The following is an 18,791-nucleotide window of genomic DNA, read 5'->3' on the forward strand; positions in this document are numbered from 1 at the left end:
AACAAAAAGGGCAGCGAAGCTGCCCTTTTCAATACCTTGCCTTACTTCATTGCTAACAGTTTGCTGTAGCGTTCAAGCTTGTCCATGCTAACTTTCGCGTTTGCCATGAAAGTTTGTCTCGCTTTTCCTGTCAGGGATTTAGATTGTGGCAAATTCACCGTGCGCGGGTTTTTATGGACACCATTCACAAGGAACTCATAGTGCAGGTGAGGGCCAGTTACACGGCCAGTTCCGCCAAGCGTACCGATGGTTTGGCCTTGCTTAACGCGTTGACCAGCTCGTACAGTACGTTTGGTTAAGTGCAGGTACTTGGTAATGTAAGTATTACTATGTTTAATGAAAACGTAGTTACCATTAAATTTGTTGTAAGACGATTTTTGAACGACGCCATCACCAGCTGCCCAAATCGGGGTACCCACCGGTGCCGCATAGTCCGTGCCTCTATGAGGACGAACGCGTCCCGTCACTGGATGTAAGCGGCGTGGGTTGAAATTAGACGAAACTCGACGGAAATCCAACGGCGCGCGTAAGAATGCTTTTTTCATTGCACGCCCATTTTCGTCGTAATACTTGCCACTTTTCTGATCCAATATTGCGGTAAAGGTATCGCCTTGGTTTTTAAAGATCGCAGCAATGATTTTTCCACGGCCGATTACTTCACCTTCTACCACTTCCTCTTGGTAAAGTACTCGGAAGCTGTCGTTTTTACGAATATCTAAAGCAAAGTCGATGTCCCAACCAAATATGCCAGCCAGTTCCATGATTTGGTTACCATTTAATCCAGAAGATATTCCTGCATTCCAAAAGTTTGATTTGATGGTGGCTTCAGCGTAGTTGTACTGGAAGTCGACTTCTTTTTTATCAACTTCAGAAACGTACTTGCCGTCTTTTAATGTGATACGAAAAGTCTCGAACGCGCTTAGTGTTCTTCTTAGCTGCACCAAGTCGCTATTTTCGTCAAAACCAAATTGCAATCGGTCACCAGGTCGAAGCCGAGTTAACTGTTTTTCCACTTCTTTGTCTGATGACACCAGTTCATGTAATAGACGAGCAGAAAGCCCTACGCGACTAAATAAGATGGCAGCACTCTCGCCATTTTTTACCTTGTATGTCTCCCAGCGCAGCACGGCGGGAACCGCAGGCGATGAACTATTTAGTGCACTGAGTTCGAGGGAAACTGGCACAGGATAATGTTGACCAACTTTTAATCGGCTCTGCTGCGGGTCTAGGTCTTGCGGATCAGGTAAAAAGAAGAGCGCGAAGATAATCAGCGCACTAAAAAAACCGATCAATACTTTGTGCAAGAGTGGAAGTCGGACAAAAATCGAATGCATGAGGTACTTGATTGCTAAATTAAACGGAAAAAGTGACAACTACCTAGTCTAACGTGTTTCAAAATGCATCGCTATTCAAGTAATATGTTCAGCTATTATATTTTTGCCAAATCTGTGGGAGTGAACAAGAATGGCGAGCATTGAAGCTGCACTAGCCGAGATTAAGCGCGGTGTTGAAGAGCTGATTCCAGAAGAAGAGCTAATCGCAAAACTAAAAGAAGACCGTCCTCTACGTATTAAATTGGGCGCTGATCCAACAGCACCTGACATTCACCTAGGTCATACGGTTATTTTCAATAAGCTTCGCTTGTTCCAAGAACTAGGTCATGAAGTGACGTTCCTAATCGGTGACTTCACTGCAATGGTTGGTGACCCGACAGGTAAAAACACAACTCGTCCACCGCTAAGTCGCGAAGACGTATTGCGTAACGCTGAAACGTACAAAGAGCAAGTGTTCAAAATTCTCGATCCTGCAAAGACTAAAATTCAGTTTAACTCTGAGTGGCTGTCTGAATTGGGCGCAGAAGGTATGATTCGCCTTGCGGCAAACCAAACCGTTGCTCGTATGCTAGAGCGTGACGACTTTAAAAAGCGTTACGCGGGTGGTCAGCCAATTGCTATTCATGAGTTCATGTACCCACTTCTACAAGGTTGGGACTCAGTAGCAATGGAAACGGATGTTGAATTAGGTGGTACAGACCAGAAGTTCAACCTTCTAATGGGTCGTGAACTGCAAAAGTCTCACGGTCAAAAACCTCAGGTTGTACTGATGATGCCGCTTCTAGTGGGCCTTGATGGCGAGAAGAAGATGTCTAAGTCAGCAAACAACTACATCGGTATCAGCGAAGCGCCAAGCGAAATGTTTGGTAAAATCATGTCTATTTCTGATGACTTAATGTGGAGCTACTACGAGCTGCTCTCTTTCCGTCCTCTGGAAGAGATTGCTCAATTCAAAGCTGATGTAGAAGCGGGCAAAAACCCTCGTGACATCAAAGTATTGCTAGCAAAAGAAATTATTGCTCGTTTCCACAGTGAAGCCGATGCCGATGCAGCAGAGCAAGAATTCGTAAACCGTTTTGCGAAGAACCAAATTCCTGATGAAATGCCAGAGTTTGACTTTGACGCAGGTCGCCCAGTGAGTAATCTGTTGAAAGAAGCAGGTTTATGTCCATCATCGTCAGATGCGATGCGCATGGTTAAGCAGGGCGCTGTGAAGATTGATGGTGAAAAAATTGCGGACAGCAAATTTGCTCCAGAAGCGGGTACTTACGTGTTCCAAGTAGGCAAACGTAAATTTGCTCGTATTACTATTCAGTAATCCATAATGACTGCAAATGAAAGCGTCCGAAGGGCGCTTTTTTTGTATGAAAATTTAGCAAAAACGGCAAAGTAAAACTTCCATACCTGATGAACTTTGCTACTATACTTGCGCTGCCAATAATGGCAGCGCTATCGGAGATTTACATGAACAATACCGACCATCCTCCCAGTCGTTGGGTGAGTAAGATTAAGGGAGCGAAATAACCCGCTTCGGTATTGGCGATCTCCGCCTTACCTAAGTGGTGAGGCATCTTTTCTAATTTTTTTCTCGTTATTTCCTTCATACATTCTGAATAGACAGTGCATTCGCATTGGTTTTCTCTGTGCATCTTATTTGTTGTCTGACTTTTAGCGTGCAAGAGTGGCTTTTCATGCTTTGTCGATGGTCGTTACCAATGCCAATCGGGAGATTCGCCATGACGGTAATGAACAACACTTTTATTGAAACAACACCAAACTTTTCTGAAGTAGAAATTGGTGCAGCTCGCAATGCATTCTTGCAGTACGAGCAAGAGCAACAAGTCCATTTGCTTACGGTTATGCCGATTGATGAGGCTGTAGGTATTTTACAGCATTGCTCTGTCGGCTATGTGAATAGTCTTATTGCTCAACTTGAGCAAGCAGGCCATGACAAACGCGCACGTCATTATGCTCACCAATTAGGTCTGCATATGTCTGAAGTTGATACACCTGATGGTTATTTATCGACTAGTGTTTTGGGGCACGTGAAGCAGCGTATTGGGTGGATCATTGCACTGGCTCTTTTAGGGATAGTGTCAGGCTTGATCATTGCTCAGTATGAGGACACCCTTAGTCAGCTTGTTTTACTTGCAGTGTACATGCCAGTGATTGCAGCTGCTGGTGGTAACACAGGAACACAAGCAGCAACTTTAGTGATTCGTGCTCTTGCTACTGGAGAGTTAAAAAAACGCCAATGGTTAGAAGTTTTGTGGAAAGAGAGCCGAGTCGCTCTATTTATTGCGCTAGCGATCGCTATCGTGATGATTGGACGCATTATGTTATTTAGTGCAGGACAATCAACAGGAGGCTTTGAACTGACCGATATCGCACTGGCAATAGCAGTTGCGCTGTTCATTCAAGTCACCATTTCTACAACATTGGGCGGGCTGTTGCCAATTATTGCACGAGCTTGCAAGTTGGACCCAGCCGTATTGGTGAGTCCAGTTCTTGCGTCTATCGTCGATATTTCAGGAATGTGGATTTACTTTAACGTGGTGAACTATTTCTTAGGTATTGCCTGACTAAAGTTCACAATGTCATTGTAAAAAAGCTGCTCAAAATGTGTAATCGGGGCGATGACAGGTGTGTTGTCGTCCCGTTTTTCTGGGAAGTAGTCTGAAACAAACTGAACAAAAATGGTGTTAGGTTGACCATTTTTATCCAAGCCATATCCAGCCATATTGTAAGTCCCGTAGATAGAGCCACTTTTCGCTATCAGCTGTCCTTTAATTGGAAGTTTTCGCATACTTTGTCGGTACTTTAATGTGCCGGATTCACCTGATTTCGGCATGATGGCAATCAATTTGAGTTCGTTTTCATGCTTCCAAATATAGCGCAGCATTTCAGCCATCTTGGTCGCGGAGATCCGGTTATTTCGCGAAAGTCCTGAGCCGTCTTCTAGGCGCGCATTACGAATATCAATACCAGTGTTGGCGAAAATGATCTGCTTGATCGCTTCTGTACCGTTAGTAAAACTGCCTGGCTGAACGAAAAATTTAGCACCAAGTGTTTTGGTTAATGTGTCGGCAATCAAGTTGTCAGAGTTTTTGAGCATATCTTCAAGAATGTCTGGTAAGGCCTTTGATTGATGCATTGCGATGAGCTTTCGCTGCTTTTCTGGCGCCGTACCGACCCTAATCTTTCCTGATACCCCAATGTTGAGCTCCTTGAGCAAAGTCGCCAACCTTTGACTGGTGTAACGCTCAGGGTCTTGAACCGCAAATTTCAGTGGCAATGGTTTGTCTCTTTCAACCAAGCACCCTGTTAGCTTGTAGTTGTTATCGGGATTTGCAACTAAACCTAAGTCACAATGACGACTTTTCTTAATGGTTTTAGAAACTGTTTCTACGGTACTTGTGACACGAATAGGTTGATGCTCTGGTACGTAGACCCGCGTTCCACCATCTTTTTGTGTATAGATAGAGGCTTGTACACAGTTGTTATTGAGTGTGATGGTCGATGCCGGAGCGCTGTAGCAAACTCCCAAGATATCCCACGGCCAGCCCACCGCACGGTTATAACCAGTGAATGCGCTGTTATCGAGCCATAGGTCACCGTTAATCCGTTTTAAGCCATTTTTCTTAGCTAGAGTGAGAAGTGATTTTAAGTCGTTGGTTTGGAGTGTTGGGTCGCCGACAAAGTAAATCACTGCATCTGAGTTCGACGTTTCCAGCTTGGTTCGAAACCGGAAATTATCACCCAGTTCTAGCTTTGCGGCTAATGCGGTGACGATTTTTAATGTACTCGCTGGTGGGAACAGTTGTTCGGTAGGATGAACACCGTCAAGCTCAGCATTTTCACTGAGTTTTTCCGCAACTAAACTGATGCGGGCGCCTTCAGGCAGCACTTCTTGATGAGGGTACGCTTGTGAAAAAGCAGAAAGTAATGAAGAGAATATGAGCAAGGGCCAACGTAAACGCATAATGATACTTTCTAAGGTGAGTTATGTGATTGAGTATACGCAAGTCCTTTCAATATGCTAGGTAACTAAAGAAATGCTTCAAATGTCTTCATGAATGAGACACGAGAGAAAGGCGCGCTGCTTAAAATTAAGTATAAAAAATGCCCGCTTAAAGCGGGCATTCGATATTCTAGTCAAAGACCGGAATTAGAAGTCGTAACGTAGACCTAGAGCTAGCTCGTCTTCAGCATCGATCTTAGTTGCAACTGTTTTGCTCGTGTCAGTTGAACCAAACTTGTCACCTGCATCAATCAGGTTGAAGTTGTAAGAAATGTAACCACGGAAGTTAGGCTTGAAGTAGTAAGAAGCATCAACAGCGAAGTTGTTTGCAGAAGTTTCGTTGTTAGTTTCTGCATTGTTGTATGATGTTGTAAATACTGTTTGGCCTAGAGTGTAAGCACCCGCTAGCTCGTAACCAGTGTAATCAACTGTGTTACTGTTGTTTGAATCTTCCATTTTCTCGCCGTCAGTGAATACACCAGCGAAGTAAAGATCAGACATTGTGTAAGATGCAGCTAGCATGTACTCGTTAGCTTTGTCTTGATCTGCGTAACCAGCACCTAGCTCAAGACCAGTGTCAGCTAGAGCGTAGATTGCAGATAGAGAGTAACCGTCTTGTTTGTTGTCGTAGTACTCACCAGTGTTTTTGTTTTCCATACGATCAGCGAAGCGGTAGCTTGCTTTTACGCTTAGGTTTTCAAACTGGCCTTTGTAAGCCATCATGTTGTCTGTACGGTCTGATACAGCTAGTTTGTCTGCTGCAGAGTTACCGTGGTAAGCCATGATATCTGTGAAGTCAGTGATAACGCCTAGTGCACCTTCAGTTTTACCGTATGCGAACTCACCGTAAGCACCGCCAAGACCAGCGTAAGCAAGACGAGTTTCTAGATCGCTCTTGTCGTCGCCGTCTACAGTACCGTTTTGAGCAGTCTCAAATTCACCTTCCCAGAAACCAACACCGTATAGGTTGTCATTGATTTCTTGTTTACCAAGGAAGTTTAGACGGATGCGAGATTTGTCTTGAGCGTCGCCATCTTTCATAGATAGACGTGCTTCAGCACGGCCGCCCATTTCTAGAGAAGTACCGTCTTGGTTGTAAAGTTCAGCTGCGTTTACGCCAGTTGCCATAGCTGCTGCAGATACAGAAAGAGCAATTAGAGTCTTTTTCATCTTATTTGTCCTAGTTAGCTGTCCATAATCATTGTTGTATGGGGGAGAGGTGATCTCTCACAAGTTGTTGGTCCAAAATTGGCTAATTGAGCGATATAGTTCGCACTTGTAAGCCATTGATCTAACAACTCGCTGGACATGTTTTACTGCTAAAGTTTCCGTATGAGTTAGTAAAATGATATAAATCCCACTGATGAACACTGTTCAATTGTGCGTTGTTTTTATTTAAATTACTGTTTTTGATTGAAATTATTGGCAATGACATTGGCCTGACATTGATTAGTTTTTATCTTTTTTGAGGTTTTTGGTGTAATGAACAGTGTTGTTTTTCAATAAATTGAGAAGGTGATTCGCCCTAGAACCGCTCTAAAAGTGAGTTATATCATTATGCCGAAAAGGCATAGTCTTGCTGTCTTTCGAATTAAGATGATTTCGTCCGGGAGTTTGTTTACACTAAACGAAATACATCTTTAAGCGCACTACCCAGTCCTATGACAGGGTGGGCTTTTTTTGTCCAAAGACCCATTTGGGCTTGAGGTTATAAAATGGAAAAAGTTCCAATGACACTACGTGGCGAGCAAAAGCTACGTGCAGAACTCGATCGTCTACTTAAACTACGTCCTCAGATCTCAGAGGCAATTGCTGAAGCTCGTGAGCTAGGTGATTTAAAAGAGAATGCTGAATATCACGCCGCTCGTGAAGAGCAGGGCATTTGTGAAGCACAAATCCGTGACATTGAATACAAACTGTCAGTTGCTCAAGTTATTGATGTAACGAAGATGGAGAACACGGGTAAAGTTATTTTTGGTTCAACCGTAACCTTGATTGATATCGACACCGAAGAAGAAAAAACGTACCAAATCGTTGGTGATGACGAAGCCGATATCAAAGCAGGTCGCATTTCAGTGAGCTCACCTATTGCTCGTGGCCTGATTGGTAAGATGGAAGGCGATGAAGTTGCTATTCAAACTCCAGGTGGCGCGAAAGACTTCGAAATTGACCGAGTAGAATATATCTAAGTCGTTTGGAGTAGCATTACTACTCTGATAAAACGCAAAAAGGTCGCCTCAGGCGACCTTTTTTCTTCAGCAACGTAAGTAGAGTTACTTACGAGGGATTTCGATTTTACGCTCTTCAGACTGGCGATATAGCACAAGCACTTTACCAATAGTCTGAACTTTTTCAGCGCCCGTCTCACGTACGATAGCGTCGATGATTAGCTGTTTTGTTTCACGATCTTCCGAAGCAACTTTTACTTTGATAAGTTCGTGATGGTTAAGAGCGATTTCAATTTCTGCTAGCACGGCTTCTGTAAGTCCATTTGCGCCCATTAGCACAACAGGTTTTAAACTGTGAGCTAGGCCTTTAAGGTGCTGCTTTTGTTTGGTGCTTAGGTTCATTACGCGGCCAATTTTCTTTAAAATAAGGGTTGAAAAAAGCTATTTTAACGCCATCTATTGCTGAAGACTATAATTTATTGAGTAATAGGTAGCGCCTATTAAAACAATAGCTCCAATTTGTGCCTTGTTGGGATTAAAATGAGTAAACAAAAACATTCGGCTAGTTCTGGTCGTTGGTTGAAAGAACACTTTGATGATAAATACGCGAATGAAGCCCGAAAAAAAGGCTACCGCTCACGTGCTTATTTCAAGATCGATGAGATTCAAACGAAAGATAAATTGTTAAAGCCTGGAATGACAGTCGTCGACTTGGGGGCTGCGCCGGGCGGATGGTCTCAATATGCTGCTAAGATAGTAGGGGACAGTGGTCAGATCATCGCGTGTGACTTGCTTCCTATGGACCCGATTGCTGGCGTTAGCTTTTTACAAGGCGACTTTCGTGATGATGCGGTATTGGAAGCTTTGCTAGAAAGGATCCAACCTTCCATGGTAGACGTAGTAATGTCTGATATGGCGCCTAACATCGCGGGAAACAATTCTGTTGATCAACCTCGCGCTATGTATTTAGTTGAATTAGCTTTAGATATGTGTCGACAAGTTCTAGCGCCTAATGGTAGCTTTGTCGTAAAGGTTTTCCAAGGGGAAGGCTTCGATCAGTATGTGAAAGAAGTCCGAGACATGTTTAAAGCCGTAAAAATTAGAAAACCAGACTCATCGCGAGCTCGCTCTCGAGAGGTCTTCGTCGTAGCCACTGGTTACAAAGGTTAACCATTTTGCTCTCTTGAGAGCGTGTTAACACTATAGCTACAGTTAATGAACTGTAGTACCCTACCTTTAATTACAATTAGTTATCGAGAGGCTTACACCTTGAGTGACATGGCAAAAAATTTAATTCTGTGGCTTGTTATCGCCGTCGTATTGATGTCGGTATTCCAGAGCTTTGGCCCTGGAGAAAGCAATGGCAGAACCGTGGATTACACCACGTTTGTACAGGAAGTTGGCCAAGGCCAGATTCAAGAAGCAACTTTTAAAGACGGTGAAATTAGCTTTGTTCGTCGTGGCGGCGGTGCCAAAATGGTCACTTACATGCCAGTGTATGACCAAAAGCTTCTAGATGACCTAATTAACCAAAACGTGAAAGTACAAGGCACGCCTCCAGAAGAGCAAAGCTTGCTGGGTACTATCTTCATCTCTTGGTTCCCAATGATCTTACTAATTGGTGTATGGATTTTCTTCATGCGTCAAATGCAAGGCGGCGGTGGTAAAGGCGCCATGTCTTTTGGTAAGAGCAAAGCTCGAATGATGAGCGAAGAACAAATCAAGACAACTTTTGCTGACGTTGCAGGTTGTGACGAAGCAAAAGAAGACGTGAAAGAGCTGGTGGACTACCTACGCGATCCAAGCCGCTTCCAAAAGCTGGGCGGTAAGATTCCAACGGGTGTTCTAATGGTTGGTCCTCCTGGTACGGGTAAAACGCTTCTAGCGAAAGCCATTGCCGGTGAGGCGAAAGTACCATTCTTTACTATCTCTGGTTCTGATTTCGTAGAAATGTTCGTTGGTGTTGGTGCATCTCGTGTGCGTGACATGTTTGAACAAGCAAAGAAAGCTGCACCTTGTATCATCTTTATCGATGAGATCGATGCGGTAGGTCGTCAACGTGGCGCAGGTGTTGGTGGTGGTCATGATGAACGTGAACAAACACTAAACCAAATGCTCGTTGAGATGGATGGTTTCGAAGGTAACGAAGGTATTATCGTTATAGCTGCGACTAACCGTCCGGATGTGCTGGACCCTGCGTTACTGCGTCCTGGTCGTTTTGACCGCCAAGTAGTAGTTGGTCTTCCAGATGTACGTGGCCGTGAACAGATCCTAAAAGTTCACATGCGTAAGGTCCCTCTAGCGGGTGATGTAGAGCCTTCTCTCATCGCACGTGGTACACCAGGCTTCTCTGGTGCTGACCTAGCAAACTTAGTTAACGAAGCAGCCTTGTTTGCTGCGCGAGGTAACAAGCGCAACGTTTCTATGGTTGAGTTTGAACTGGCGAAAGACAAAATCATGATGGGTGCTGAGCGCCGTTCAATGGTGATGTCTGAGGAAGTGAAAGAGTCAACCGCATACCACGAAGCGGGTCACGCGATTGTTGGTCGCTTGGTTCCTGAACACGATCCAGTGTACAAAGTGTCTATCATTCCACGTGGTCGTGCGTTGGGTGTAACAATGTACCTTCCAGAGCAGGACCGCGTGAGTATGTCTCGCCAACACCTAGAATCAATGATTTCTAGCTTGTACGGTGGTCGTTTAGCAGAAGAACTTATCTACGGTGCTGACAAAGTATCAACCGGTGCTTCTAATGATATCGAGCGCGCAACAGATATTGCTCGTAAGATGGTTACTCAATGGGGTTTCTCTGAAAAGCTTGGCCCTCTGCTGTATGCAGAAGATGAAGGCGAAGTGTTCTTAGGACGTAGTGTAACTCAGACTAAACATGTGTCTGACGATACAGCGAAGTTGATTGATGACGAAGTTCGTCAGATCATTGACCGCAACTACGATCGTGCGAAGAAGATTCTTCAAGAGAACATGGATATCATGCATGCGATGAAAGATGCGCTGATGAAGTATGAAACCATTGATGCTCGCCAGATTGATGACTTAATGGAGCGCAAAGCTGAAATTCGTGAGCCTGCGGGCTGGAGTGATAACTCAGCAAGCAAACCAGAAGACAGCGACAAGCCTCAAGCAAAGCAAGAAGTTAAAGAAGAAGCAACGGAGACTGCGAAAGATGCAGAACAGCCTAGCTCTTCTGAAACAACTTCTAACGAAGCGCCTGAAAAGAAAGACTCTGAATAAAGAGTATCGATAATATTAAACCCCGAGTTATCTCGGGGTTTTTGTGTTTATGATGATGATTACAGCAAATAACAAATCTTTGGACCTTTCGCGTCCACATGTCATGGCCATTCTAAATGTGACACCGGATTCCTTTTCGGATGGCGGTAAATACAACTCAATTGAACTTGCTCTTGCTCAAGTTGATAAAATGATAAAGGCTGGTGTAAGTATTGTTGATGTTGGTGGTGAATCAACAAGACCTGGTGCACCGGATGTGTCTTTGGAAGAAGAGCTTAGGCGTGTTGTCCCAGTAATCAAAGCCATTCGTGAAAAATATGATGTATGGATTTCCGTTGACACCAGTAAAGCAGAAGTGATGCGTCAAGCAATTGATGCTGGGGCTGATTTGATCAATGACATCCGCTCGCTGCAAGAGCCAGGTGCTCTGGAAGTCGCAGCAGAAGCAAACCTTCCAATTTGTCTGATGCATATGAAAGGTCAGCCTAGGACCATGCAAGTTGACCCTCATTATGATGATTTAATGGGGGACGTGTCGGCTTTTCTAGAAGAACGTATCGCGGCGTGTGAAGCAGCAGGGATTGATAAATCTCAACTGATTCTCGATCCTGGGTTTGGCTTTGGCAAAACAATCGAGCACAATTATCATATGCTTGCTCATCTTGAAAAGTTTCATGAATTCGGCCTGCCTATTTTGGCTGGCATGTCTCGTAAATCCATGATCTTCAAACTGTTAGACAAGCCAGCGGCAGAGTGTACGAACGCAAGTGTCGTTTGTGCTACGATTGCCGCGATGAAAGGCGCGCAGATCATTCGCGTGCATGACTTTGAAGAGACAATCGAAGCGATGAAAGTTGTTGAGATGACGAAAAACAATATTTAAAAATAATAAAGGAAAGTTTATGTCGAATGAAAGACGTTACTTTGGTACTGACGGTGTGCGCGGTAAAGTAGGACAATACCCAATCACTCCAGACTTCGTACTTAAGCTTGGCTGGGCTGCTGGTCGTGTACTAGCGAAACAAGGCACAAAGAAAGTTATCATAGGTAAAGATACACGTATTTCAGGTTATATGCTTGAATCTGCACTAGAGGCTGGCCTTGCAGCTGCGGGACTTAAAGCAACATTTACTGGTCCCATGCCAACTCCAGCTGTGGCATATTTAACTCAGACTTTCCGTGCCGAGGCTGGTATTGTGATTTCTGCATCACATAACCCATATTACGACAACGGCATTAAATTCTTTTCTTCTGAGGGTACTAAGCTACCTGACGATATCGAATTGGCGATCGAAGCTGAGTTAGATAAAGAAATTGAATGTGTGGAGTCTGCTGAGCTTGGTAAAGCAACCCGCCTAAATGATGCAGCTGGTCGTTACATCGAATTCTGTAAGAGTACTTTCCCATCTGAGTTGAGCCTTGCGAACTTTAAGATCGTAGTAGACTGTGCGCACGGTGCAACGTACCACATCGCTCCAAATGTTTTCAAAGAACTTGGGGCAGAAGTTATCGCTATGGGCGTAGAGCCTAACGGCATCAACATTAATGAAAAAGTGGGCGCAACAGACGTACGAGCTCTTCAACAGCGTGTTGTTGAAGAGCAAGCGCATCTTGGTCTCGCATTTGATGGTGATGGTGACCGCATCATTATGGTCGACCACCTAGGTAACAAAGTTGATGGTGACCAAATTGCTTATATCATCGCTCGTGATGCACTTCGTCGTGGTGAGCTAAAGGGTGGTGTTGTTGGTACACTAATGACTAACTTGGGTATGGAAAATGGTTTAAAGCAGCTAGGCATTCCGTTTGTACGTGCTGCTGTTGGTGACCGTTATGTCATGGAGCAACTGCTAGAAAAAGGTTGGAAAATTGGTGCTGAAAACTCAGGCCATGTGATCTTATTAGATAAAGTCACAACCGGCGATGCGATTGTTGCTGCACTTCAAGTACTTGCTTCTGTAATTGGCAGCGATATGTCTTTATATGAACTATCGCAAGGAATGACATTATATCCTCAGGTTTTAGAAAATGTCCGTTTCTCAGGAGAAAGTAACCCTCTTGAAGCTACAGCTGTATTAAACGCTGTCGCTGAAGTAGAGGCGACACTTGGTGATAAAGGGCGTGTACTGCTGCGTAAGTCTGGCACTGAGCCTTTGATCCGCGTTATGGTGGAAGGCGAAGATGGTGAACTAGTTCAACACTCAGCATTGAAAATCGCTGAGGCTGTTAAAGCAAGTTGTTAATCATTGCGTTAAAGCATGTCTTGAATGAAAAGGGCATCTTTTGCCCTTTTTTTGAGCGCTTAACGCATTGGCATTGATTTTTTACTAATTTTCCCTTGTCAGCGTTACTGGCTTTCGCTAGTATTGCTCCGCCTCCCGTTAGGAGGTCGCTAGCCTTGTTCATAATGATTTATTCTTTTGAACGGCGCTGGCTCAACAATTTGGAACATAGGTGGAAAAAATGTTTTCAGTTCTACTTGTGATTTACCTGTTGGCAGCGCTTGGTGTGATTGGCCTTGTGTTGATTCAACAAGGTAAAGGCGCAGATATGGGAGCCTCGTTCGGTGCTGGTGCTTCAAACACAGTGTTTGGTGCTGGCGGCTCAGGTAATTTCTTAACCCGAACAACTGCTATTTTAGCAACCGTATTCTTTATCGTTAGCTTGTTACTTGGTCGTATGTCTACGCACCAGACTGAATCACAATGGGTAGACCCAACGTTAGGTCAACCAGTTGTTGAACAAGTTAAGGATGCAGCGAGTGAAGTTCCTGCCCCAGCGAGTGAAGTTCCTGCCCCAGCGGGTGATGAAATTCCTCAATAAGCTGTAAGGTTTTGATGCCGAGATGGTGAAATTGGTAGACACGCTAGCATGAGGTGCTAGTGCCTTAGGTGTGAGGGTTCGAGTCCCTCTCTCGGCACCATGTATTTACAAACTTGTAAATCACTTGTTTGCGAGTATAATGCTCAGCAAGTCGGACGCGGGGTGGAGCAGCTTGGTAGCTCGTCGGGCTCATAACCCGAAGGTCGTCGGTTCAAATCCGGCCCCCGCAACCAATCTCTTTCTTTAAAAGGAAATCGTAGATTGGCAAGTTTGCGTAGTGCTAACCACACTACGAGTTAAGAAAAGCAATTGTTGGCTATTCTTAACGTATCAGGGTCCAGCAGCATAAAACCCCGACTATCGGGGTTTTTTGTTATCTGAGCTTTTTGAAATAGCTCAGATACTGCTTGGTTTTTTGATTGGGCTCTGAGCCCTTTTTTTGTTTCTGGAGTGGTTAAATGACTGGTTTAGAAAGACAACTTACTGAAATGCTTGACGCGCCAGTAGCGGCATCAGGTTATGAGTTAGTTGGATTAGAATTCATTCGTGCAGGCGCGCACTCAACGTTACGTATCTACATTGACCATGAAAATGGTATTAACGTAGACGACTGTGCAGAAGTTAGCCACCAAGTTAGTGCAGTTTTAGACGTTGAAGATCCAATTTCTGTTGCTTACAGCCTAGAAGTGTCTTCTCCAGGTTTAGAAAGACCACTTTTTAAAGCAGCACATTACGAGCAATTTATTGGTCACGAGGTCAGCATCGTATTGAAAATGGCTGTAGCAAACCGTCGTAAGTGGAAAGGTATTATCCACGGTGTTGATGGCGAAACAGTGACAATTACTGTAGACGGTCAGCAAGAAGAGTTTGCTCTAAGTAACATTTCCAAAGCTAACCTGATCCCTAAATTTTAGTTCCCTAAAAAAGTTTAAGCTTAGAGGCTAAATACAATGAGTAAAGAAATTTTAGCGGTAGCAGAAGCGGTATCGAACGAAAAAGCGGTACCTCGTGAGCGTATCTTTGAGGCTCTTGAGATTGCTCTAGCAACTTCTACAAAGAAAAAATACGAAATCGAAATCGACGTACGTGTTGCCATTGACCGTAAAACCGGTGAATTTGTAACTTACCGCCGTTGGTTAGTTGTTGATGACGTTGAGAACCCTACAAAAGAGATCTCACTAGAAGCAGCGCAATACGAAGATGATTCAATCGAGCTTGGCGACTACGTAGAAGACGAAATCGAATCAGTAACGTTTGACCGTATTACGACTCAAACTGCTAAGCAAGTTATCGTACAAAAAGTTCGTGAAGCTGAGCGCGCACAAATCGTTGAACAGTTCATCGACAATGAAGGTGATCTAATCACTGGTGTCGTGAAAAAAGTAAACCGTGACACAATCGTGCTTGATCTTGGTAATAACGCTGAAGCGGTAATCCTGCGTGATGACCAACTTCCTCGTGAAAACTTCCGTCCAGGCGACCGCGTACGTGGCCTTCTTTACAAAGTCGCGCCTGAAGCACGTGGTTTCCAATTGTTCATCACTCGTTCTAAGCCAGAAATGTTGGCAGAACTGTTCCGTGTTGAAGTGCCTGAAATCGCAGAAGATATTATCGAGTTGAAAGGCGCAGCACGTGATCCTGGTTCTCGCGCTAAGATCGCTGTCAAAACAAATGACAAACGTATCGACCCTGTAGGTGCGTGTGTTGGTATGCGTGGTGCACGTGTACAAGCTGTTTCTGGCGAACTTGGTGGTGAGCGTATCGATATCGTTCTTTGGGATGATAACCCAGCTCAATTCGTCATCAACGCAATGGCGCCAGCTGATGTTGCTTCTATCATCGTTGATGAGGATGCACACTCAATGGACATCGCAGTTGAAGCTGACAACCTAGCGCAAGCTATTGGTCGTAACGGTCAAAACGTGCGTCTAGCATCTCAACTAACAGGTTGGGAACTGAATGTTATGACAGTTGCTGATCTTCAGAAGAAACACGCTGAAGAATCACAAGCATCTATTGAAAACTTCATGAAGTACCTAGATATTGAAGAAGACTTCGCTCAACTTCTTGTTGAAGAAGGTTTCTCAACGCTAGAAGAAATCGCATACGTGCCAGTTAACGAGCTACTAGAAATCGATGGTTTGAATGAAGAACTAATCGAAGAGCTTCGTGGACGTGCAAAAGATGCACTAACGACGATCGCACTAGCACAAGAAGAGTCTTTTGAAGGTCTAGAACCAGCTGAGGACCTACTTGCACTTGAAGGTCTTGAGCGTGAGATGGCATTTAAATTGGCAGCGAAAGGTGTAGCGACACTGGAAGATCTTGCTGACCAAGGTATTGACGACTTAGAAGGTATCGAAGGCCTGACCGAAGAACGTGCAGGTGAGCTAATTATGGCCGCACGTAACATCTGTTGGTTCGGCGAAGAAGCATAATTTTCGGCAAGGAGGAAGCGGCATGACACAATTAACAGTTAAAGCACTGAGTGATGAGATTGGTACGCCAGTCGACCGCTTGATTGAACAACTTGCTGACGCTGGCATTAAAAAGGCGAGCTCTGACAATGTTACTGATGAAGAGAAGCAGAAGCTTCTCTCTCATTTAAAGAAAGAACACGGTGATAAATCAGGTGATTCAGAGCCGACTCGCCTTACGCTTCAGCGTAAAACTCGTAGTACACTTAGTGTGAACGCGGGTGGTGGTAAGAGTAAGAATGTTCAGGTTGAGGTGCGCAAAAAACGTACATACGTGAAGCGCAGCACAATTGAAGATGAAGCGAAACGTGAAGCTGAAGAAGCAGCACAACGTGAAGCAGAAGAAGCAGCAAAACGTGCAGCAGAAGAAGCTGCAAAACGTGAAGCTGAAGAAGCTGCAAAACGTGAAGCTGAAGAAGCTGCAAAACGTGAAGCGGAAGAAAAAGCGAAACGTGAAGCTGAAGAAAAAGCGAAGCGAGACGTAGATACGAATGCACAACGTAATGCTGAAGAAAAAGCAAAGCGTGATGCTGAAGAGAAAATTAAGCAAGAAGCAGCGCGAAAAGAGGCCGACGAGCTTAAACGTCGTCAGGAAGAAGAAGCTAAGCGTAAGGCTGAAGAGGAAAGTCAGCGCAAGCTTGAAGAAGCTCGCGAATTGGCTGAAAAGAATAAAGAGCGTTGGTCTGCTGCAGAAGAGAAAAAGGGTGATATGGAAGATACAGATTACCATGTAACGACTTCACAATACGCACGTGAAGCCGAAGATGAAGCAGATCGCAAAGTAGAAGGCGGTCGTCGTAAGAAGAAAAAAGCAGCTTCGGGTAAAGACGACCAAGCTCGCGGTGGCCGTAACAACCAACGTGGCGGTAGAGGTCGTAAGGGCAAACTTGCTAAGCCGACTTCAATGCAGCACGGGTTTGATAAGTCAGCAACGGTTGCTAAGCAAGACGTTGTAATTGGCGAAACGATCGTTCTATCAGAACTCGCTAACAAGATGTCGGTTAAAGCGACAGAAGTTATCAAAGTAATGATGAAGATGGGCGCTATGGCGACTATCAACCAAGTGATCGACCAAGAAACAGCACAACTTGTTGCTGAAGAAATGGGCCATAAAGTAGTTCTTCGTAAAGAGAACGAACTGGAAGAAGCGGTACTATCTGACCGTGACACTAACGCGGAAGCAGTTCCACGTGCTCCAGTTGTTACTATCATGGGTCACGTTGACCACGGTAAAACGTCAACACTTGACTACATCCGTCGCACACACGTTGCTTCTGGCGAAGCGGGTGGTATTACTCAGCACATTGGTGCGTACCACGTTGAAACAGACAACGGCATGATCACGTTCCTTGATACTCCTGGACACGCAGCGTTTACTGCAATGCGTGCTCGTGGTGCTCAAGCAACAGATATCGTTGTTCTTGTAGTTGCAGCAGACGATGGCGTAATGCCACAAACAGTAGAAGCGATTCAGCACGCGAAAGCGGCAGGCGTTCCTCTAATTGTTGCTGTGAACAAGATCGATAAAGAAGACGCGAACCCAGATAACGTTAAGAACGAGCTTGCTCAATACGACGTTATTCCTGAAGAGTGGGGCGGTGAGAACATGTTCGTTCACATCTCTGCTAAACAGGGTACAAACATCGATGGTCTTCTAGAAGCAATCCTTCTTCAGTCTGAAGTTCTTGAACTTACAGCTGTAGCTGAGGGCATGGCATCTGGTGTTGTTGTTGAATCTCGCCTAGATAAAGGTCGTGGTCCAGTTGCAACAGTACTTGTTCAATCAGGTACACTAAACAAAGGCGACATCGTTCTTTGTGGTCAAGAATACGGCCGTGTTCGTGCAATGCGTGATGAGCTAGGTAAAGAAATTACTTCGGCTGGCCCATCTATCCCTGTAGAGATCCTAGGTCTTTCAGGTGTACCATCTTCAGGTGATGAAGCAACAGTAGTTCGTGACGAGCGTAAAGCGCGTGAAGTAGCTAACTACCGTGCTGGTAAGTTCCGTGAAGTGAAACTTGCTCGTCAGCAGAAATCTAAACTAGAGAACATGTTCTCTAACATGACTGCTGGTGAAGTTGCTGAACTTAACGTTGTACTTAAAGCAGACGTTCAAGGTTCTGTAGAAGCAATCGCTGACTCACTAGTTAAGCTATCTACTGACGAAGTTAAAGTGAACATCGTTGGTTCTGGTGTAGGTGGTATTACGGAAACTGACGTAGTACTAGCGGAAGCTTCAAATGCAATCATCCTTGGCTTTAACGTTCGTGCAGATGCTTCTGCTCGCCGTGCTGTTGAAGCCGCAGCTGTTGACTTACGTTACTACTCAATCATTTACCAATTGATTGATGAAGTGAAACAAGCAATGGGCGGTATGCTTGCTCCAGAATTCAAGCAAGAGATCATTGGTCTTGCTGAAGTTCGTGACGTGTTTAAGTCACCGAAACTGGGCGCTATCGCTGGTTGTATGGTTACAGAAGGTGTGATCAAGCGTAACAACCCAATCCGTGTACTACGTGATAACGTTGTTATTTACGAAGGTGAACTAGAGTCACTACGTCGTTTCAAAGACGACGTTCAAGAAGTTAAGAATGGCTACGAATGTGGTATCGGCGTTAAGAACTACAATGATGTTCGCGTTGGTGACCAAATCGAAGTCTTCGAAATCGTTGAAATTAAACGTACTCTAGACTAATTGACTAAAATTACTAATATT

The 18,791-nt window shown here is 44.6% G+C and carries 15 protein-coding genes and 2 tRNA genes; 13 read left to right on the top strand and 4 right to left on the bottom strand.

What is annotated here, in order from left to right; genetic code table 11:
• Nucleotides 1–41: 41 nt before the first annotated feature.
• Nucleotides 42–1,334 (bottom strand): peptidoglycan DD-metalloendopeptidase family protein, encoded by a 1,293-nt coding sequence (locus R7F67_RS05490; RefSeq protein WP_021707738.1) that lies wholly within the window; start codon nucleotides 1,332–1,334, stop codon nucleotides 42–44.
• A 130-nt stretch (nucleotides 1,335–1,464) separates the two neighbouring features.
• Here R7F67_RS05490 and tyrS point away from each other — a divergent pair, with 130 nt between their 5' ends.
• Both tyrS and R7F67_RS05500 read left to right on the top strand, forming a co-directional pair.
• Nucleotides 1,465–2,652 carry a tyrosine--tRNA ligase gene (gene tyrS, locus R7F67_RS05495; protein ID WP_017820416.1) on the top strand — a complete coding sequence of 396 codons (1,188 nt, stop codon included), beginning with the start codon at nucleotides 1,465–1,467 and terminating at the stop codon, nucleotides 2,650–2,652.
• Nucleotides 2,653–3,070: 418 nt separating this feature from the next.
• Nucleotides 3,071–3,916: a magnesium transporter gene (locus R7F67_RS05500; RefSeq protein WP_005380062.1), complete on the top strand. Its 846-nt coding sequence runs from the start codon at nucleotides 3,071–3,073 to the stop codon at nucleotides 3,914–3,916.
• On the opposite strand, the gene dacB is transcribed toward R7F67_RS05500, so the two are convergent.
• On the bottom strand, nucleotides 3,895–5,316 hold the full coding sequence (gene dacB / locus R7F67_RS05505) for a serine-type D-Ala-D-Ala carboxypeptidase (protein ID WP_017820417.1): 1,422 nt from the start codon (nucleotides 5,314–5,316) through the stop codon (nucleotides 3,895–3,897). The two genes, R7F67_RS05500 and dacB, sit on opposite strands and share 22 nt — an antisense overlap.
• Nucleotides 5,317–5,502: 186 nt before the next feature.
• Nucleotides 5,503–6,525: a porin gene (locus R7F67_RS05510; protein WP_005380064.1), complete on the bottom strand. Its 1,023-nt coding sequence runs from the start codon at nucleotides 6,523–6,525 to the stop codon at nucleotides 5,503–5,505.
• Between the two features lie 545 nt (nucleotides 6,526–7,070).
• On the opposite strand from R7F67_RS05510, the gene greA reads away from it, so the two are divergent.
• Nucleotides 7,071–7,544, top strand: coding sequence for a transcription elongation factor GreA (gene greA / locus R7F67_RS05515; RefSeq protein ID WP_005380065.1), 474 nt, complete (start codon nucleotides 7,071–7,073; stop codon nucleotides 7,542–7,544).
• 84 nt (nucleotides 7,545–7,628) lie between these two features.
• Here greA and yhbY read toward each other — a convergent pair whose 3' ends face one another.
• Nucleotides 7,629–7,925, bottom strand: a complete 297-nt coding sequence (gene yhbY / locus R7F67_RS05520) for a ribosome assembly RNA-binding protein YhbY (protein ID WP_005380066.1) — start codon at nucleotides 7,923–7,925, stop codon at nucleotides 7,629–7,631.
• A 138-nt stretch (nucleotides 7,926–8,063) separates the two neighbouring features.
• On the opposite strand from yhbY, the gene rlmE reads away from it, so the two are divergent.
• From rlmE to infB, 10 genes are all read left to right on the top strand, one after another.
• Nucleotides 8,064–8,693 carry a 23S rRNA (uridine(2552)-2'-O)-methyltransferase RlmE gene (gene rlmE / locus R7F67_RS05525; protein ID WP_005388985.1) on the top strand — a complete coding sequence of 210 codons (630 nt, stop codon included), beginning with the start codon at nucleotides 8,064–8,066 and terminating at the stop codon, nucleotides 8,691–8,693.
• Nucleotides 8,694–8,801: 108 nt separating this feature from the next.
• Nucleotides 8,802–10,775 (top strand): ATP-dependent zinc metalloprotease FtsH, encoded by a 1,974-nt coding sequence (gene ftsH, locus R7F67_RS05530; RefSeq protein WP_017635895.1) that lies wholly within the window; start codon nucleotides 8,802–8,804, stop codon nucleotides 10,773–10,775.
• 52 nt (nucleotides 10,776–10,827) lie between these two features.
• Nucleotides 10,828–11,658 carry a dihydropteroate synthase gene (folP, locus tag R7F67_RS05535; protein ID WP_017820419.1) on the top strand — a complete coding sequence of 277 codons (831 nt, stop codon included), beginning with the start codon at nucleotides 10,828–10,830 and terminating at the stop codon, nucleotides 11,656–11,658.
• A 19-nt stretch (nucleotides 11,659–11,677) separates the two neighbouring features.
• Nucleotides 11,678–13,018: a phosphoglucosamine mutase gene (gene glmM, locus R7F67_RS05540; protein WP_005388992.1), complete on the top strand. Its 1,341-nt coding sequence runs from the start codon at nucleotides 11,678–11,680 to the stop codon at nucleotides 13,016–13,018.
• A gap of 220 nt (nucleotides 13,019–13,238) precedes the next feature.
• The gene (gene secG / locus R7F67_RS05545) at nucleotides 13,239–13,598 is read left to right on the top strand and encodes a preprotein translocase subunit SecG (RefSeq protein WP_258475977.1); all 360 of its coding nucleotides are present in this window, start codon (nucleotides 13,239–13,241) and stop codon (nucleotides 13,596–13,598) included.
• 16 nt (nucleotides 13,599–13,614) lie between these two features.
• Nucleotides 13,615–13,698: transfer RNA gene (locus tag R7F67_RS05550), tRNA-Leu, on the top strand.
• A gap of 56 nt (nucleotides 13,699–13,754) precedes the next feature.
• Nucleotides 13,755–13,831: transfer RNA gene (locus R7F67_RS05555), tRNA-Met, on the top strand.
• A 225-nt stretch (nucleotides 13,832–14,056) separates the two neighbouring features.
• A complete protein-coding gene (gene rimP, locus R7F67_RS05560) occupies nucleotides 14,057–14,512 on the top strand; it encodes a ribosome maturation factor RimP (protein ID WP_005386424.1) in 456 nt (151 codons plus the stop codon).
• Between the two features lie 36 nt (nucleotides 14,513–14,548).
• Nucleotides 14,549–16,036, top strand: coding sequence for a transcription termination factor NusA (nusA, locus tag R7F67_RS05565; protein WP_005380084.1), 1,488 nt, complete (start codon nucleotides 14,549–14,551; stop codon nucleotides 16,034–16,036).
• 22 nt (nucleotides 16,037–16,058) lie between these two features.
• On the top strand, nucleotides 16,059–18,770 hold the full coding sequence (gene infB, locus R7F67_RS05570; RefSeq protein WP_005380086.1) for a translation initiation factor IF-2: 2,712 nt from the start codon (nucleotides 16,059–16,061) through the stop codon (nucleotides 18,768–18,770).
• Nucleotides 18,771–18,791 lie beyond the last annotated feature (21 nt).

This window comes from Vibrio sp. YT-17, assembly GCF_033337375.1.
Taxonomy (GTDB): domain Bacteria; phylum Pseudomonadota; class Gammaproteobacteria; order Enterobacterales; family Vibrionaceae; genus Vibrio; species Vibrio alginolyticus.